The organism is Ancylobacter sp. (genome assembly GCF_965279025.1).
Taxonomy (GTDB): domain Bacteria; phylum Pseudomonadota; class Alphaproteobacteria; order Rhizobiales; family Xanthobacteraceae; genus Ancylobacter.
Window position 1 is genome coordinate 4,752,377 of sequence record NZ_OZ257132.1, and the last position, 17,705, is coordinate 4,770,081.

13 protein-coding genes are annotated in these 17,705 nt (G+C 68.5%); 1 reads left to right on the plus strand and 12 read right to left on the minus strand.

From position 1 onward, the window contains the following. The first annotated feature begins 26 nt into the window (after positions 1-26). Positions 27-221, plus strand: coding sequence for a hypothetical protein (locus ACQY76_RS22160; RefSeq protein WP_428030839.1), 195 nt, complete (start codon positions 27-29; stop codon positions 219-221). Here ACQY76_RS22160 and modC read toward each other — a convergent pair. The 12 genes from modC to ACQY76_RS22220 form a co-directional block, all read right to left on the minus strand. After that, entirely contained in the window at positions 205-1,326 is a 1,122-nt protein-coding gene (modC, locus tag ACQY76_RS22165) for a molybdenum ABC transporter ATP-binding protein (RefSeq protein WP_428030840.1), read from the minus strand. The two genes, ACQY76_RS22160 and modC, sit on opposite strands and share 17 nt — an antisense overlap. A gap of 2 nt (positions 1,327-1,328) precedes the next feature. Next, the gene (gene modB, locus ACQY76_RS22170; RefSeq protein WP_428030841.1) at positions 1,329-2,018 is read right to left on the minus strand and encodes a molybdate ABC transporter permease subunit; all 690 of its coding nucleotides are present in this window, start codon (positions 2,016-2,018) and stop codon (positions 1,329-1,331) included. Positions 2,019-2,183: 165 nt separating this feature from the next. Continuing rightward, positions 2,184-2,975: a molybdate ABC transporter substrate-binding protein gene (gene modA, locus ACQY76_RS22175; RefSeq protein WP_428030842.1), complete on the minus strand. Its 792-nt coding sequence runs from the start codon at positions 2,973-2,975 to the stop codon at positions 2,184-2,186. A 180-nt stretch (positions 2,976-3,155) separates the two neighbouring features. After that, the gene (locus ACQY76_RS22180; protein ID WP_428030843.1) at positions 3,156-3,392 is read right to left on the minus strand and encodes a hypothetical protein; all 237 of its coding nucleotides are present in this window, start codon (positions 3,390-3,392) and stop codon (positions 3,156-3,158) included. A 291-nt stretch (positions 3,393-3,683) separates the two neighbouring features. After that, positions 3,684-3,926 (minus strand): hypothetical protein, encoded by a 243-nt coding sequence (locus ACQY76_RS22185; RefSeq protein ID WP_428030844.1) that lies wholly within the window; start codon positions 3,924-3,926, stop codon positions 3,684-3,686. Between the two features lie 2 nt (positions 3,927-3,928). Beyond that, positions 3,929-8,071: a glycogen debranching protein GlgX gene (gene glgX / locus ACQY76_RS22190; RefSeq protein ID WP_428030845.1), complete on the minus strand. Its 4,143-nt coding sequence runs from the start codon at positions 8,069-8,071 to the stop codon at positions 3,929-3,931. Then, positions 8,068-9,525, minus strand: a complete 1,458-nt coding sequence (glgA, locus tag ACQY76_RS22195; RefSeq protein WP_428030846.1) for a glycogen synthase GlgA — start codon at positions 9,523-9,525, stop codon at positions 8,068-8,070. Before glgA ends, glgX begins: the two co-directional genes overlap by 4 nt. A gap of 49 nt (positions 9,526-9,574) precedes the next feature. After that, positions 9,575-10,843: a glucose-1-phosphate adenylyltransferase gene (gene glgC / locus ACQY76_RS22200; RefSeq protein WP_428030847.1), complete on the minus strand. Its 1,269-nt coding sequence runs from the start codon at positions 10,841-10,843 to the stop codon at positions 9,575-9,577. Positions 10,844-10,858: 15 nt separating this feature from the next. Next, the gene (gene glgB, locus ACQY76_RS22205) at positions 10,859-13,099 is read right to left on the minus strand and encodes a 1,4-alpha-glucan branching protein GlgB (protein ID WP_428030848.1); all 2,241 of its coding nucleotides are present in this window, start codon (positions 13,097-13,099) and stop codon (positions 10,859-10,861) included. A gap of 177 nt (positions 13,100-13,276) precedes the next feature. After that, positions 13,277-15,781 carry a glycogen/starch/alpha-glucan phosphorylase gene (locus tag ACQY76_RS22210; protein WP_428030849.1) on the minus strand — a complete coding sequence of 835 codons (2,505 nt, stop codon included), beginning with the start codon at positions 15,779-15,781 and terminating at the stop codon, positions 13,277-13,279. A gap of 98 nt (positions 15,782-15,879) precedes the next feature. Further along, entirely contained in the window at positions 15,880-16,257 is a 378-nt protein-coding gene (locus tag ACQY76_RS22215; protein WP_428030850.1) for a DUF423 domain-containing protein, read from the minus strand. After that, a complete protein-coding gene (locus ACQY76_RS22220) occupies positions 16,254-17,588 on the minus strand; it encodes a cobyrinate a,c-diamide synthase (RefSeq protein WP_428030851.1) in 1,335 nt (444 codons plus the stop codon). Before ACQY76_RS22220 ends, ACQY76_RS22215 begins: the two co-directional genes overlap by 4 nt. Positions 17,589-17,705: the final 117 nt, after the last annotated feature.

Consider the following 17,705-nt stretch of genomic DNA (forward strand, 5'->3'; position numbering starts at 1 on the left):
AGGGCTTTTCCGCATCCGGGGCTAGCATGCAGACCATCATTCTCGTCATTCTCATTCTTCTCCTGCTGATCGCCATCGGCGTCATCGGCCGGCGCTCGACTCCGGTGCGGCTTGTGCTGATCGCGCTGGTGCTTGCCCTGGTGGTCCTGGCGGCCATCGGCTTCGTGCGCGACGAGCAGGCGGTCGGTCCCGGCGTGCCGCCGATCATTCAGGCGCCGTGATCTCGCCGGGCGCGAGGAAATCCGGGCTGCTTCCGTCCACCGCCACGGACTTGACCATCGCCCACACCGCACGCCCCGGCCTCAGTTCGAGCCGCGCCACGCTCTCGCGGGTCACCATGGCGGCGAGGCGCCCCTCGCCCACCCGAAGCCCGATGTCGGCATAGGGCCCGTCCTGAAGGCGGATGTCTTCGATGACGGCGGGCAGGAGGTTGGAGACCGACACATCGTCCGGCCGCGCCAGCGCGATGGCGACGTCGCGCGCGCGCACCCTTGCCCGCACCTTCGCCCCGACCGGCCGCGCCACCTGCGGCACGCGCAGTTCGCCGCCGGCGAAGGCAAGGCTGGAGAGCGCGAAACCGGCGTCGTGCCGGGACACCACGCAGTCCAGCAGCGTGCCGAGGTCGAAGCGCCCGACCACCTGCAGCATGTCCGGCAGCGACATCACCTGCGCCACCGGCCCCGCCGCGACCTGCCGGCCTTCGTGCAGAACCACCAGCGTGTCCGCAAGCCGCAGCACCTCGTCGAGCGAATGGCTGACATAGAGGATGGGCAGGCCCGTCTCGTCGCGCAGCCGCTCCAGATAGGGCAGGATTTCCGCCTTGCGCGCGCCATCCAGCGCCGCCAGCGGCTCGTCCATCAGCAGCAGCCGCGGCTGGGCGAGCAGCGCCCGGCCGATGGCGACGCGCTGGCGCTCGCCGCCCGACAGCGTGTGCGGCCGGCGGCCCAGCAGAGCGTGGATTCCCAGCAGGTCCACCACCGCGTCGAAGCGGATCGGCCGCTCGACCGCTCGGCTGCGGCGCTCGCCATAGCGCAGATTGCGCTCGACCGAGAGATGCGGGAACAGGCGGGCATCCTGAAACACATAGCCCACGCGACGCGCCTCGATTGGCAGGTCGATGCCCCGGGCGGAGTCGAAGAACACCTCGTCGGCGATCGCGATGCGCCCGGCATCGGGCCGCACCACGCCGGCCACCGCCTGAATGACGGTGGTCTTGCCCGCCCCCGAGCGGCCGAACAGCGCGGTGACGCCGGTGGCGGGCACGGCAAAGCCGCAGTCCAGCGCGAACCCGCCGGGCCGGGCGAGCTGGAGGTCGACCTCGATCATACTCACACCCGCCCGATCATCAGGCGAATGCGCCGGTCGACAAGGCCGGCGAGCATCAGCGAACCGAGCGCCAGCACGACGGAGACCAGCGTCAGCCGCAGCGCCATGGCGTCGCCATCCGGCATATGGGTGGCACTGTAGATGGCAAGCGGGATGGTGCGGGTTTCGCCTTCGACATTGGAGACGAAGGTGATGGTGGCGCCGAACTCGCCCAGCGCCGAGGCAATGGCCAGCAGCGCGCCGGAAAGGATGCCGGGCAGCATCAGCGGCAGCGTTACCGAGAAGAACACATCGAGCCTGGTGGCGCCGAGCGTGCGTGCCGCCGTCTCCAGCCCGCGATCAACCGCCTCCAGCGCCAGGCGGATGGCGTTGACGGTGAGCGGGAAGCTCACCACCGCCGCCGCCACCGTCGCCCCTGCCGTGGTGAAGATCAGCTTGATGCCGAACCAGGCATCTAGATACTGGCCGATGAAGCCGCGCCCGCCCAGGGTGAGCAGCAGCAGATAGCCGACCACCACCTTGGGCAGGACAAGCGGCAGGTAGACGAGACCGTCGAGCACGCTCTTGCCGGGAAACCGCGCCCGCGCCAGCACGAAGGCGGTCAGAACGGCCACCGGCAGGCTCCAGAAGGTCGCCCAGAACGCCACCTTCAGGCTCAGGGCGACGGCGGTCCATTCCTCGGGGGTAAGCATTTGTCCGGCACCTGATCGAACATCCTTGGACGCTCGCTAAGCGAGCAACCTCAGGATGACGTGGCTCTCACTTTACGACACCCGGCATCATGCCGAGGTGCCGGCCGGCAAGCCGGCCTCGAAGCACGCAGCCGGCTTGCCGGCGGCTGCTACCGCGGTAGACGCTCACTTCACCACAAACCCGTACTTTGCATAAACCGCCTTGGCGGCCGGCCCGGTGAGGAACTCGAAAAACGCCAGCGTGGCCGGGTTGTCCTGCCCCTTCACGATCTCGAGCGGATATTCCACCGGCGGGTGACTGTCCGCCGGGAAGGTGGCGACAACCTTCACGTTGCTGGCGATGGCCGCATCGGTGGAATAGACGATGCCCGCCGCCGCCTCGCCGCGCTCCACCAGCGCCAGCGCGGCCCGCACGCTCTCAGTGCCGACAATGCGCGCCCTCACCTTGTCCCAGGCGCCCAGGCTGGTGAGCGCCGTCTTGGCATAGATGCCAGCCGGCACGCTGTCGGTGAGACCGGTGACGATCCGGCCATCGGCACCGAGGAAGCCGAGCCAGTCGAAGGAGGCGTCGAGGGTCACGTCCTTCGCCGTGTCCGCCGGCATGATGAGCACGAGGCTGTTGCCGATGGGGGTGACGCGGGTGGCCTTCAGCGTCAGATCCTTGCCGTCGGCATAGTCCATCCATTTGGTATCGGCGGAGGCGAAGATCGCCGCCGGCGCGCCGGCCTCCAGCTGCTTGGCGAGCGCCGAGGAGGCGGCGAACGAGAACACGACGTCCTTGCCGGTCTTCTCCCTGTACAACTTGCCGATGTCCTGGAAGGCGTTGGTCAGGCTGGCGGCGGCAAACACCGTGGGCGCTTGCTCAGCCCGAAGCGGGCTCGGCACAATGCCCGCGAAGAGCCCGGCAAGGGCGAGCGCCGCTGTGAGATGGCGGGCAAACTGGCGGCGAGACGGCATGGCTGGGCTCCGGATAGATATATCCACTCATATACATGTATTCCCTCATATACATGATTGGACAAAGGACACCAGTGCCCGTGCCTATGGCCCGCACAGACGCGCGACCGGGCAACACCCGCGCGCAGCGGGTCCGAAGCGCATCAGGGTTAAACCGTGGCGGACAGGCCGCCACGCGCGTCAGTCAATCATGCCGGTGTGGCGCGCGGTGGCGGCGGCCACCTGTTCAGCGGCGCTCAACAGTTCAAGAGCGGAGATTTCGCCGCGCCCGAAGGTGATCTGCGGCCCGCGACTGACGACGCGCCGGCCATAGCCGTCATCCACCAGTGCGAATTCATAGATGTGGTGAGCGACACGGTGCATCACACGCACAGTGGAAGGCGAAAGAGTGACGACGTCGAAGTCAGTGTGCGGCATGGTCTTCCCTCCCTTCTGGCCGTCTTGGCGACGGGTTTGCGGCCGCGTTGACGCGGTTCGGATTGACCCCTGCTGCCCTGCGGCAGAGTGGCACCGGAACTTTCGTCCAATAGTGACGTTGCGACAATGGTAAATCCGCGTGGCGGGCCGTTTTACTGCGTCCGGCGTACCGGACCGGCCCTCGCGCGAATTTCCGCCACGGACCTGCCTAAGGGCACCAAGCCGGAGACGCGTTTAAATGAGCCGCAATATGATGCTGATCCTGGCCGCGATCGTTCTCGTGATCGCCGCCTACGCCGCCGTCCAGTATTCCGGACGAACGACGCCCCAGCCGACCGAAAGCCCCACGCCGCCAGCGGCGAGCCCGACGGTTCCCCCGGCGGCCGACCCGATCACGCCCCCGCCGCCCGCGCCGGAGGTCACGATGCCCCCGCCGAACGACCCTGCGGTGCAGCCCAGCACGCCGCCCGCCGAACCCGCTCCGACCACGCCGGCGCCCGCCACCCCCGCGCCCGCGACGCCGTAAGCACGCACGGCTACGTGCCGCGCTCGCCCGACATTGCGGCGAGCGCGGCTCTGGCGCGCAGGCTGTCCATCACTTCGTCGATGGGGTGCGACAGCCGGCGCCGCCAGTTCGGCCGCTCACGGTCGGTGCCGGGAAGGTTCACCGCGACGGTTTCGCCGGCGAGATCATCGAGCTGCGCCAGTGCCAGCGCGGCACGCGTGCGGGCGACAAAGCCATGCACCGCCGCCAGCGCCTTGTCATCCAGCGGCGCGTCCGCCGCAGGCAGTGCAGCGATCAGACCTTCCTGCAACAGTGTCTCACCCAGCCGCTCCCGCTCGGCGGCGCGCTCGGCAAGCGACGCGGCATAGCCGTCGGCGTCCAGCAGCCCCAGCGCGTAACGCTCCTGAAGATCGGTGGCCGTCCACCAGCCCGCCAGGGTCGGCAGGTCGTGCGTCGAGACGCAGGCAGCCGCCAGTGCCGGATAATCCGCGGGTGCAATGAAGGCGCCAGCCTTCTGCTCGAACCACAGCACGCGATAAGACAGCATCCGCTCATCGTTGAGCTGGTCGCGCATGCCGAAGGGCACGGTGCCAAGGTCTTCGCCGACCACGAGGCACGACGCGCGGGTGCTCTCCAGCGCCACCTGCGCGGCAAGTGCGTCGAACGGCATGGCCAGATAGGCGCCGTCCGCGCCGCTGGCGCCCTGCGGAATCAGGAACAGCCGGCGCAGCCCCATGACATGGTCGATCCGCAGCGCGCCGGCATGGCGCATATTGGCCCGCACCAGCCCGGCATAGCTGCGATAGCCGTCGCGCCGCAGCGCGAGCGGATCGAAGGGCGGCAAATGCCAGTTCTGGCCCTCCGGCCCCAGCGGATCGGGGGGCGCGCCGATGGTAACGCCGGCCATCAGCATGGCAGCCTCGGCCCAGGCCTCTGCCCCGTCCGGCGTCGTGCCCACCGCAAGGTCGCGGTAGAGGCCGAGCGAGAGCCCCGCCTGCCGCGCCTTTTCCGCCGCGCCGGCAAACTGCCGGTCGGCGACCCATTGCTGCCAGAGCGCGAAGCGCAGTTCGCCCTCACACGCCTGGCCGAAGGCCTCCACCGCGGCGCTGCCGGCCTCGCTCAGCCCCTCCGGCCAGTCGCGCCAATTGGTGCGTGGATAGGCAGCAGCAATGGCCTGGAACTGCGCGAAACGCCGCAAGGTTTCGCCACCCTCGGCGATGAACAGCTCGAAATCGCTGTCCGGCGCCCGCTCGAACGCCGCGAAGGCGGCACGCAGCGCCGCCGCTTTCGCCTCCCATACGGCGGGATAGTCCACCGCCGCCGCGCCCGAGACCGCGCTGAATCCGGCGAGATCGGCGCCCAGCGCCGCGACGTCGATATAGATCGGATCGACAAAGCGCCGGTCGGAGGGCGAATAGGGGCTGGTACGCCCGCGGTCATCGGGAAACAGCGCGTGCAGCGGGTTGAGGCCCAGCACCCTCCCCCCGGCCTGCGCCGCGCGCGCCCCGAGTTCGCCGAGCGCGGAGAAATCGCCAATGCCCTGGTCCGCCGTGCTCCGGCGCAGCGTGTAGAGATGCGTGCCGATGCCGAACAGCCGCCCCCCCGCCTCGATATCCGCCGGCAGATAGCTTGCCGCCGGCGCCACGGTGAGGCGGCATTCGGTGTCGCCGAGGCGCAGCACATGCCGCCCCAGCGGCAGCTCCGGTAGCGCAATGTCGCGAAGCTGCGACCGGCGGCCGTCCGGCCGTTCCACCTGGGCCCGCGAACCGTCCTCGGGCCGCACGGCGAGATCGATCTCCTGCCCGTCCTCAAGCCGCAGATGCACGTCCAGCCGGCGCGGCGAATCCGCCACCGCTCCGGCCAGGGTCAGCAGCGGCGCCACGCCCTGTCGCAGCACGGCGGCGAAGGGAATGTCGCGGTCGAAATGCTGGGCGGAGAGACGGGCGAGGCTGTCGCGCACTTCGCCATGGGTGCCGGCCGGCAGGTCCAGCGCGGCGAGCAGCGTACGCTTGGTGTCGTCGCTCACCTTCTGCGCCTTGCCGGTGGCGTCGAACCACTGGCCGTCAATGCCGGCGGCGGCGGAGAGCGTCTCCAGCAATTCCGGCGCAGCGGGCCGGCGCAGCGCGGTTATCGAAGCCTCTTCCACCAAAATTAGCACCGCGCGCGGCGCCACTTCTGTTGCCTCGCCGGCGACAATCTCCGGGAGCGCGGTGTCCGCCGCCACCCGCCACGCATGGCCGTCGCGCGGCTCGGGCAGAACCAGCGCCTGCGCCGCATCCGAGGCGTTGAGCGCAACCGCCACGCGGTCGGCGCTCTCCCCGCCCCTCGCGGGCGCGTAGAACACCGCCACCAGCGCGCGGGTGGCCCCGTCGTTCCAGCGCACCGCGCCACCGGCGGGATCACGCCAGTCGACATCGGGAATGCCGCTGCCGTCGATCGGCCGTCCGGTCAGCGGCGCCTCGCCGCGCAAGGCGCGATGGGCGAGCCGCAGTTCCACCAGCCGCGCGGTGAAATCGGCCAGCTCGGCATCAGTCTTCGACCAGTCGAGCCAGGTCAGCTCATTGTCCTGCGCATAGGCGTTGTTGTTGCCGGCCTGCGAGCGCCCGCACTCGTCGCCCATGGTCAGCATCGGCGTGCCGCGCGCCACCAGCAGCGTCGCCAGCAGCGCGCGCGCATCGCTGCGCCGGGCGGCGTTGATGGCGGGATCGTCGGTCCAGCCCTCGACGCCGTGGTTCCAGCTCACATTATTGTCGGTGCCGTCGCGGTTGTTCTCGCCATTGCTCTCATTGCGCTTGGCGGCGAAGGCGACGAGATCGGCCAGCGTGAAGCCGTCATGCGCGGTGACGAAATTGATGCCGCGCGACAGCGGCCGGCGGCGCCCGGCGAAGATGTCGGACGAGCCGGCAAGCCGCGTCGCCAGTTCCCCCGCCACCCCGGCATCGCCGCGCCAGAAGTGCCGCGCCGTGTCCCGGAAGCGGTCGTTCCACTCGCCCCAGCCGGGCGGAAACTGGCCGACCTGATAGCCGCCGGGGCCGATGTCCCAGGGCTCGGCGATCAGCGCGAGGTCCCGCAGCGCCGGGTCCTGCTGCATTGCCGCGAGGAACGGCGCGTCCGGGTCGAAGCCCTCCGGCCGGCGCCCCAGCGTGGCGGCAAGGTCGAAGCGGAAGCCGTCAAGCCCGCAAGAGGCCCAGCGCCGCAGCGCGTCCATGCCCAGCCGCAGCACGGGCGCCCGCTCCAGCGCCAGCGTGTTGCCGGTGCCAGCATCGTTGATCAGCCGCGAGGGATCGTTGGCGGCGTGGCGGTAATAGGTCGCATTGTCGAGCCCGCGCAGGCTCAGCGTCGGCCCCAGCGCGTCGCTCTCGCCGGAATGGTTCAGCACCACGTCGAGCACGACGCCGATTCCCGCCTCGTGCAGGGCGGCGATGGTGGCGGCGATCTCCTCGAAGCCGCCGGGTGCGAGGCGCGGATCCGGGGCGCCGAACACCACGGGGTTGTAACCCCAGTAATTGGTCAGCCCGAGCGGCGGCAGATGCCGCTCGTCGATCCACGCCATGGACGGCATCAGCTCGACCGTGGTGACCGCGAGCCGGACGAGATGGTCCAGCGCCGCCGGCTGCGCCAGCCCGGCGAAGGTGCCGCGCAGCTCGGGCGGAATGGCGTCGTGGCGCATGGTGAAACCGCGCACATGCAGCTCATAGAGCACCTGCCGGTCCCAGCGGAAAGGCAGGCGCGCCACCGGCGCAGCGCCTTCTCCCGGCTGGATGAGCGCCTTCGGCGTGGCAAAAGCGCTGTCGGTCTCGTCGCGCTCGGCGCCGCTGGCGCGGGTGTCGAACATCGCCGCGTCGAGCCGGAACGGCCGGTCGAGCCGGCTGGCATACGGGTCGACCAGCAGCTTGGCGGGGTTGAATCGGTGCCCTTCCTGCGGCGCCCATGGCCCCGCCGCGCGCAGGCCATAGCGCGCCCCCGCCGGCACGTCGGCAATATGGCCGTGGAACACATCGCCGGTGCGCTCCGGCAGGGCGATGCGGGCGACCTCCACCACACCGTCGGTATCGAACAGGCAGAACTCGATACGGGTGGCATGGGCGGAGAACACCGCCACATTCACCCCGCGCGGGTCGGCGCTGACGCCGAGCGGCTCGGGACTTCCGGACGAAACGGTGTGGTCGCTCACCCCGCACGCTCCGCTGCCAGCGCACGGAACAGCACGTCATATTGCCGCGCCGCCCGTTCCCAGGAAACGTTGGTGGACATGGCGTTGCGCTGCAGCTTCTGCCACAGCGGCTTGTCCTGCCACAGGCCGGCGACGCGCTTGAGGGCGAGCTGGAGAGCCGGCGCGGTGACCGGGGAGAACTGGATGCCGGTGCCCACCCCGGCGGCGCGCGCCATCTCGTTGACGTCGATCACCGTGTCGGCGAGGCCGCCGACCCGCGCCACCAGCGGCAACGCGCCATAGCGCAGCGCCGAAAGTTGGGTGAGGCCGCAGGGCTCGAAACGCGAGGGTACGATCAGCACGTCCGATCCCGCCTGGATGCGGTGCGCCACGCCCTCGTCATAGCCGAGCTGCACGCCGATGCGGCCCGGATGCAAATGGGCCGCCAGCGCGAATCGCCCGGCGAGATCGGCATCCCCCGCCCCGAGCAGCACCAGCTGCGCGCCTAGGCCCAGCAGCGTGTCGAGGCTGTCGGCGAGCAAATCCAGCCCCTTCTGCCAGGACAGGCGGCTGACCACGCCGAACAGCAGCGCGCCGGGGTTCGGGTCAAGCCCGAAGGCCTGCTTTAGCGCCACCGTATTGGCCGAACGCGCCTTCAGCGTCTTGACGTCGAACGGCTTGGCGATCAGCGCGTCCGCCGCCGGATTCCAGCCGGCCTCGTCCAGGCCGTTCAATATGCCGGACAGAACGTTGCTGCGGGCGTTCAGCAGCCCGTCGAGCCCCATGCCGGCCTCGGGCTGGAGGATTTCGCCGGCATAGCCGGGCGAGACCGTGGTGATGCGGTCAGCGAGCTGGAGGCCGGCCTTGAGATAGCCGACCATGCCGTAATATTCGACGCCATCCAGCCCGAAGGCATAGGCCGGCAGGCCCAGCATGCCGAATTCATGGGCGGGAAACTGCCCCTGGAAGGCGATGTTGTGAATGGTCATCACCGTGCCGGGGCGCCGCGTTCCCGCATAGTGCAGATAGGCCGGCGCAAGGCCCGCCTGCCAGTCATGGGCGTGGACGATATCCGGCACGAAGCCCGGCAACAGGCCAAGCCCCACCCCCGAGGCCACCGCGCCCAACGCCGCGAAGCGCCGGGCATTGTCGTCCCAGTCCACCCCGTTCGGACCCATATAGGGCCCGCCGGGGCGGTCATAGAGATGGGGCGCGTCGATGACGAAAAGTTCGAGCCCGCCGGCCTTGCCGGAGACCAGCGTGGCCGGCCCGCCGAACAGATCGTCGAAACGGTGCGCCGGCTCGGGCTCCCGCAACGCCGCCATGACTGCGGGATAGCCGGGGACGAGGGTGCGCACCTCCACGCCGTGGCGCGCCAGCGCCGCCGGCAGCGCGCCCGCGACATCGGCGAGGCCGCCCGTCTTCACCAGCGGGAAGACCTCCGAGACGACGGAAAGAACCTTGAAGGATGACACGCCCACTTCCGAGTCTCGACGTTGCTGCGATGGAAGGCTCGGCCGGCGCTTAGAGCGCCAGCTTGTCGATCATGGTCTGGGTGATCAGGCAGATGCCTTTTTCCGTCCGTCGGAAGCGCTTGGCGTCCAGCTCCGGATCCTCGCCGACCACCAGCCCGTCGGGAATGCGGACATGGGAATCGATCACCACATTCTTCAGCCGCGCCGAACGGCCGATCTCCACATAGGGCAGGATCACGCCATTCTCGATCGCCCCGTAGGAATTGATCCGCACACCGGTGAACAGCAGCGCCCGACGCAGCGACGAGCCGGAGATGATGCATCCGCCGGACACCAGCGAGGACGTCGCCAGCCCGCGGCGGCCCTCGTCATCATGCACGAACTTGGCGGGCGGGGTGATCTCGGCATAGGTCCAGATCGGCCAGTCGCGGTCATAGAGGTCAAGCTCGGGCACCACGCCGGTGAGGTCGATATTGGCTTCCCAATAGGCGTCCACCGTTCCCACATCCCGCCAATAGGGCGCCGTCTCCTGGTCGGAGCGCACGCAGGAGCGCGAGAAATGGTGCGCCGAGGCGGTGCCGTGCTTGACGATATAGGGGATGATGTCCTTGCCGAAATCATGCGTCGACAAGGGGTCCGCGGCATCCCGGCGCAGCTGGTCGATGAGGAACTTGGTCTCGAAGACATAAATGCCCATCGAGGCCAGCGCCTTGTCCGGCCGGCCCGGCATGGCCGGCGGGTCCTTGGGCTTTTCGAGGAAGGAGATGATGCGGTCCTTCTCGTCGACATGCATAACGCCGAAGGCGCTCGCCTCCTCCCGCGCCACTTCGAGGCAACCCACAGTCACGTCGGCACCCGTGTCGACATGCTGCTGGAGCATGATCTCGTAGTCCTGCTTGTAGACGTGATCACCCGCCAGGATGATGATGTGGCGGGTGTCATAGGCCTCGATAATGTCGAGGTTCTGATACACCGCATCTGCTGTCCCTAGATACCACATAGTCTCGGAGACGCGCTGGCTGGCGGGAAGCACGTCAAAGCTCTCATTACGCTCGTGGCGCAGGAAGTTCCAGCCGCGCTGCATGTGCCGGATCAGGCTGTGCGCCTGATACTGTGTCGCGACGCCGATGCGGCGAATGCCGGAATTGATGGCATTGGACAGGGTGAAATCGATGATCCGCGACTTGCCGCCGAAATAGACGGCCGGTTTCGCGCGGCGATCGGTCAACTCCATCAGGCGGCTGCCGCGGCCGCCAGCGAGAACATAGGCCATCGCGGAGCGGGCCAGTGGAGCATTCTGCATCGTCGGCCGTGCCATGTGGCGTCATCTCCCTCAGGATTGGATCAGTTGCGGTTCGCCGCCCGTCTCAAGGCGACGTTCCGGTTCCCATTTCAGATAAAGCGTGGCGAGCGGGGGGAGAGTGACCTCGGCGCTGGCCGGCAGCCCGTGCGCGGGTTCGTCGCCCGCCGTCACCGAGCCGAGATTGCCGATGCCTGAACCTCCATAGAGGTCGGCATCGGTGTTCAGTATTTCGCGCCAGCGACCGGAGCGCGGCAGGCCGAGGCGATAGTGCGCGCGCGGCACGGGGGTGAGGTTCGCCACCATCACCACGGGCGCGTCGTCGGCGTCGCCATAGCGGGCCCAGGCGAACACCGACTGGCTCGCGTCGTCGACCACGATCCAGCTGAAGCCCTCCGGCTCGCAGTCGCGCGCATGCAGGGCGGGCGTATCGCGGTACATGTTGTTCAGGTCGCGCACCAGCAGCTGCATCCCGCGATGATACGGCCCCATGCCGACCAGGTGCCAGTCGAGCGAGCGCTCCTCACTCCATTCGCCGCGCTGGGCGAATTCCTGGCCCATGAACAGCAGCTTCTTGCCGGGATAGGCCCACATCATGCCGTAGCCCGCGCGCATATTGGCGAAGCGCTGCCAGTCGTCGCCCGGCATGCGGGTGAGCACGGTGCCCTTCCCGTGCACGACCTCGTCATGCGAGATCGGCAGCACGAAATTCTCCGAGTAGAGATAGGTGAAGCCGAACGTCACCTTGTTGTGGTGCCAGGGTCGGTAGATCGGCTCGGTCGACAGATAGTCGAGCGTGTCGTGCATCCACCCCATGTTCCACTTGAAGCCGAAGCCCAGCCCGCCGGCGAAGACCGGCTGCGAGACGCCGGCCCAGGAGGTGGATTCCTCGGCGATGACCACTGTGCCGGGATGCTCGGCATAGATGATCTCATTGGCGCGGCGCAGGAACGACACTGCGTCCTTGTTGTCGTTCGACCCGTCTGGGTTCGGCGACCATTCCCCATGCTTGCGCGAATAATCGAGATAGAGCATCGAGGCCACCGCATCGACGCGCAGCCCGTCGACATGGAAGCGGTCGAGCCAGTACAGCGCGTTGGCGATCAGCATATTGGCGACTTCACGCCGGCCGAAGTCGTAGATCGCCGTATTCCAGTCCGGGTGGAAGCCGCGCTGCGGGTCGGGGTGCTCATAGAGCGGGCCGCCGTCGAAATGCGCCAGCCCGTGAATATCTGTGGGGAAGTGCGCCGGCACCCAGTCGAGGATCACTGACAGCCCGGCCTGATGCGCCCGGTCGACAAAGCGGGCAAAGCCGGCCGGGTCGCCGAAGCGGCTGGTCGGGGCGAAAAGCCCGATCGGCTGGTAGCCCCAGGAGGCGTCCAGCGGGTGCTCGGAAATCGGCAGCAGCTCGACATGGGTGAAGCCCATCCATTCGAGATAGGGCAGCAGCTGGTCGGCCAGTTCGTCATAGGTGAGGAAGCGGTTGTCCTCGCCGCGACGCCAGGAGCCGAGATGCACCTCATAGGTGGTCATCGGCTTGCGCCGCGCCTCGCCTTGCGCCCGCGCGGCGATGTGGGCTTCATCGTGCCACTCGAAATTGTCCGTTCGCGCCACCACCGAGCCGGTTGCCGGGCGGAACTCGCCGGCAAAGCCGAACGGGTCCGCCTTCAGCGGCAGCAGGCGCCCGTCGGCCGCGACGATTTCATATTTGTAGATGGTCCCCTCGCCGACGCCGGGGGCGAAGATCTCCCACAGCCCGCTATCGACGCGCTTGCGCATCTGGTGGCGGCGGCCATCCCACTGGTTGAAATCGCCGACCACGGAAACGCGCGAAGCATTCGGCGCCCAGACGGCGAAACGCACGCCGTCGATTCCCTCATGGCAATCGGGATGCGCGCCGAGCCGCTCATAGAGCGTGCGGTGGGTGCCCTCGACGAGGAGATAATCGTCGAGCGGGCCCAGCACGGGGCGGAAGGAATAAGGGTCGTCGACCTCCCACTCGCTGGCCGTATTGCGGGCGCGCAGGCGGTAGCGCGCCCAAGCCGGACGGCCGGGCACCAATCCCTCGAAGAAGCCGGCGTCGTCGCGGCGGGCCAGCATGGCGATCGCCGTGCCGTCGGGCTCGATCGCCTCCAGTGTCTCCGCATGAGGCACGAAGGCGCGAAGGACGAGCCCGTCCTCCGATTCGTGCGGACCGAGCAGGGAAAACGGGTCGGGATGGCGGCCTGCGACGAGAGCGTCGACCTCCCGTCCGGGTGCCTGCCACACATGCATCACTGCGTAACCCTTCCTGAGCCGAAACACCGGGAACAAGCCCCGCGCGCAGTGAAGGTTCCTCTACCGCCAGCACAAAGTCCACACGTCCTATCCGCCTGACGCAACATCAGGTTAACGGCGAGCCGCCGGCCCCGCGCCGGCGCGTGCCGGCACGGGGTCGACGGCAGGACGGCGTCAGCGGCCCGTGCGCACCGGAACGTTCCAGATGTCCTTGGCGTATTCCGAAATGGTCCGGTCGGACGAGAACCAGCCCATATTGGCGGTGTTGATAATGCTCGACTTCCACCACGCCGCGCGGTCGTTCCAGCGCGCATCCACCTGGCGCTGGGCGTCCCAATAGGCGTCGAAGTCGGTCGTCACCAGGAAGTAGTCGTGGTAGCGCAGCGCATCGACCAGCGGCTTGAAGCGGTCCGGCTCGTCGGGCGAGAACACCCCGGAGCCGACCGCGTCCAGCACCTCGCCCAGATGATGCGAGTTGCGGATCGCGCCGGCCTCGTCGACGCCGGCGGCCCGGCGCTGCTCGACCTCGGCGGCGGTCAGGCCGAAGATGAAGATATTGTCGTCGCCGACATGCTCCTTGATCTCGACATTGGCGCCGTCGAGCGTGCCGATGGTGAGCGCGCCGTTGAGCGCCATCTTCATGTTGCCGGTGCCGGACGCCTCCATGCCGGCGGTGGAGATCTGCTCCGACAGGTCCGCCGCCGGGATCACCACCTCGGCTAGGCTGACATTGTAGTTGGGCAGGAACACCACCTTCAGCAGGTCGCGCACGGTCGGGTCGTCGTTCACCACGCGGGCCACGTCGTTGGCCAGCTTTATGATGAGCTTGGCCATCTGGTAGCTCGCCGCCGCCTTGCCGGAAAAGATCTTCACCCGCGGCGCCCAGTTCTTGGCCGGGTTGGCGCGCATCGCGTCATAAAGCGCGATGGTCTCCAGCACGTTGAGCAGCTGGCGCTTGTACTCGTGGATGCGCTTGATCTGCACGTCGAACAGCGCGCCGGGATTGACCTTGATGTCGAGCCGGTCGCGGATGAGGCGGGCCAGCGCCACCTTGTTCTGCCGGCGCACCGCCATGAAGCGGTCCTGCAGGGCGGAATCGCCGGCCAGGGCCTCGAGCTTGGTGAGCTGCGAGGCATCGTCCAGCACGGCCGGGCCGCACACGTCGACCAGCAGGTTGGTGAGGCCGGGATTGGCCTGATACAGCCAGCGGCGGAAGGTGATGCCGTTGGTCTTGTTGTTCATCCGCTCCGGGAAGAGGCGGTAGAAATCCTTGAACACCGTCGTCGTCATCAGGTCGCTGTGCAGCGCCGCGACGCCGTTGATGGAGTGCGAGCCGAGGAAAGCGAGGTTGCCCATGCGCACCCGCCGGCCGTGATCCTCCTGGATCAGCGAGACCGAGCCGAGCAGCGCGTCGTCGCCGGGAAATTCGGTGCGCACCCGCTCCAGATGCTTGGCGTTGAGCTGGTAGATGATCTGCATGTGGCGCGGCAGCACCCGCTCCATCAGCGGCACCGGCCAGGTCTCCAGCGCCTCCGGCAGCAGCGTGTGGTTGGTGTAGGAGATGGTGCGCACGGTGATGTCGAACGCCTCGTCCCACTCGATGTCGTTCTCGTCCACCAGCACCCGCATCAATTCGGCGACGGCGATGGCGGGGTGGGTGTCGTTGAGCTGGATCGCCACCTTGTCGGGCAGCGAGCGCACATCGCCGAAGCTGTCGACGTGGCGGCGGATAAGGTCGAACAGCGAGGCGGCGGTGAAGAAATATTCCTGCCGCAGCCGCAGCTCCTGCCCCGCCGGAGTGGCGTCGGAGGGGTAGAGCACCTTGGAGATCGCTTCGGCCTTCACCTGGTTCACCAGCGCGCCGACATGGTCGCCCTGGTTGAAGGCGTCGAGGCGGATCGGGTCGGCCGCGCGGGCCGACCACAGCCGCAGCGTGTTCACATGGCGCCCGCGCCAGCCGACGATGGGGGTGTCATAGGCCACCGCCTCCACCGTCTCGGCGGGGTGCCAGACCTGCTTGCGGCGGTCGCCGCCCACGGCGATCGCCTCGACCGAGCCGCCGAAGCCGATGTCGTAATAGACCTCGGGGCGCTCGAACTCCCAGGGATTGCCGAAGGACAGCCAGTCTTCGGGGAACTCCTGCTGCCAGCCATTCTTGATCATCTGGCGGAACAGGCCGTTCTCGTAGCGGATGCCGTAGCCATAGGCAGCGATGGAGAGCGTCGCCATGCTGTCCATGAAACAGGCGGCGAGACGGCCGAGGCCGCCATTGCCCAGCGCCGCGTCCGGCTCCACCTGCCGCAGCCGGTCAAGATCCACGCCGAGATCGCCCAGCGCCGAGCGTGCCGTCTCCAGCATCTCGATATTGGTCAGCGCGTCGAACAGCAGCCGGCCGATGAGGAATTCCAGTGAGAGATAGTAAACCCGCTTGCGGCCTTCCGAATAGGTCTGGCGCGTGGAGGTGATCCAGCGATCGACGATGCGGTCGCGGGTGGCGAAGGCGGTGGCGAGGAACCAGTCGCGATCGCTCGCGGCTGCCGGATTCTTGCCCACCGCATAGGTGAGCTTGGAGATCACGGCCGCGCGAAACTTGGCGACCTCGTCGCCCTGCGCGGCAGAGGTCGGGCGGGCGGGCATCTCCGGCGTGTCCAGCATCTTTTCTACGACCTCGACTGACATGTGCAGCTTTGCTCCCGTGGCGCCCGCTTCCACCGTGTGGAGCGCGCAGGCGCCGCCTGTTCGTTTCACCTTTGCCGGATGCAACCTTTTGGCCAAGTTCAGCCGGCGCGGATTTCCCGTTCAAAGGCGGCCAGGGCGAGCACCAGCCATCCAAGGATGAGCATAGTCCCGCCGGCCGGCGCGGCCATAGGAAAAAGAACGATGTCCCAGAGCGCCCGCGTCGCTAGCGCACCGCTGAACAGCAGGGTGCCCAAGGCGATGATCCCGGCGCCGATGCCGGCGAAGGACCAGCCCGGCCCGCGCAGCGCCGCCAGCGCGCAACCGCCGATCACCGCCGCCGCGCCGAGCATCAGGAAGGTCGCCGCCGTGGTGAGGTTCGGGTCGCCGTTCACATGCGCTCCCGCCGCTGCTGCGGCCACGCCGGCCGCGCCCATGAGCCCGGCCAGGAAGACGAGAAGGCGGCGAGAGGCGGTCATAGGTCTGCTCCGCTGGGTTGGTCGTCCGTGGCGATGATGTGGAAGAAGGTTCCAGAGACGCGCTCCCGGCGGCTTCCCGAGGGCCCCATCCCCTTACCCTGACCATCGCTCAGCTCGACCAGCGGCGCATCGTCGCCGGCGTGTGTGACGCTTGCATAATGGAACTCGTGGCCGCGCAGCCTTGTCCCCACCGGCCCCAGCGGGGAAGCGTGCAGCGTCACCGCCCGGCGATAGCCGAGATTGAGCCGCCGCTTGGCGAAGCTGGTCGCGTGGGAGAGCAGGCCGAGCATGGGATAGGCCGTGCCCTGCGCATCCTCGATGGACTGCCCCAGCACCATGAAGCCCCCGCATTCGCCGTGCACCGGCCGGGTGCGGGCAAATCGCCGCACGCCGTCGAGAAAGCGCGCGGCGCCGGCGAGCGTGCCGCCATGCAGTTCCGGGTAGCCGCCCGGCAGCCAGCAGGCATCCGCTGCGTCATCGGGCGCCTCGTCGGCCAGCGGCGAGAAGGGCAGGATTTCCGCCCCCGCCCGCCGCCAGCCGGCGACAAGATGCTCATAGGCGAAGGAAAAGGCGACATCCTGCGCCAGCGCGATCCGCTGGCCGGGCGGGGCCAGCGCCACCGGTGCCGGGCCGGATGAGGGCATCGGCGCCCCCAGCGCCACCAGGGCGGCGAGGTCGATGTGCTTTTCCGCCCGCTCGGCCAGCGCCGCGAGCTGCGCCGCCAGCGCGGGATGCTCGCCGGCCTGCACGAGGCCGAGATGCCGCTCCGGCAGGCGCACCGCCCCATCGCGCGGCAGGCTGCCCAATATCTGGATCCCCACCTGGGCGATGGCCGCGCTCGCCTGCGCCCTATGCCGCTCGCTGGCGACCTGGTTGAGGATCACCCCGGTGATCCGCACGCGCGGGTCATGCGAGGCGAATCCCCGCACCACGGCGGCGGCGGATTGAGACTGGCCGGAAATGTCGAGCACCAGCACCACCGGCAGGCCGAGCCGGGCGGCGAGGTCGGCCGCCGCGCCGCTGCGCCCGGGCTCTCCCTCAATGCCGTCGAATAGGCCCATCGACGCCTCAATAAGCACGAGGTCGGCCTCCGCCGCGGCTTCCGCCGCCAGCGCATCGATCAGGGCGGGCGGCATTGCGAAGCTGTCGAGGTTCAGCCCCGGGCGGCCGGTGGCGGCGGCGTGGAAGGCGGGGTCGATATAGTCCGGCCCGGATTTCACCGCCCGCACCCGCACCCCGCGCGCCCGCAGCGCCGCCGCGACACCGAGCGTCACCGTGGTCTTGCCCGACCCCGAACGCGGCGCGGCGATGATGAAACCGCGGGCGGTCATAGGCGAGGCTCGGCTTTGGCATCCTTAGAGGCTCGCTGCGCTCGCACCTTAGGATGACGACGATCTGATAGAGCTACGTCATCCTGAGGTGGTCGGGCTATGCCCGAGCCTCGAAGG

Coding starts and splice junctions, on each gene's coding strand:
- ACQY76_RS22160 (WP_428030839.1), top strand. CDS start 27: ATGCAGACCATCATTCTCGTCATTCTCATTCTTCTCCTGCTGATCGCC.
- ACQY76_RS22220 (WP_428030851.1), bottom strand. CDS start 17,588: ATGACCGCCCGCGGTTTCATCATCGCCGCGCCGCGTTCGGGGTCGGGC.
- modB (WP_428030841.1), bottom strand. CDS start 2,018: ATGCTTACCCCCGAGGAATGGACCGCCGTCGCCCTGAGCCTGAAGGTG.
- ACQY76_RS22210 (WP_428030849.1), bottom strand. CDS start 15,781: ATGTCAGTCGAGGTCGTAGAAAAGATGCTGGACACGCCGGAGATGCCC.
- glgC (WP_428030847.1), bottom strand. CDS start 10,843: ATGGCACGGCCGACGATGCAGAATGCTCCACTGGCCCGCTCCGCGATG.
- modA (WP_428030842.1), bottom strand. CDS start 2,975: ATGCCGTCTCGCCGCCAGTTTGCCCGCCATCTCACAGCGGCGCTCGCC.
- glgB (WP_428030848.1), bottom strand. CDS start 13,099: ATGCATGTGTGGCAGGCACCCGGACGGGAGGTCGACGCTCTCGTCGCA.
- ACQY76_RS22215 (WP_428030850.1), bottom strand. CDS start 16,257: ATGACCGCCTCTCGCCGCCTTCTCGTCTTCCTGGCCGGGCTCATGGGC.
- modC (WP_428030840.1), bottom strand. CDS start 1,326: ATGATCGAGGTCGACCTCCAGCTCGCCCGGCCCGGCGGGTTCGCGCTG.
- ACQY76_RS22180 (WP_428030843.1), bottom strand. CDS start 3,392: ATGCCGCACACTGACTTCGACGTCGTCACTCTTTCGCCTTCCACTGTG.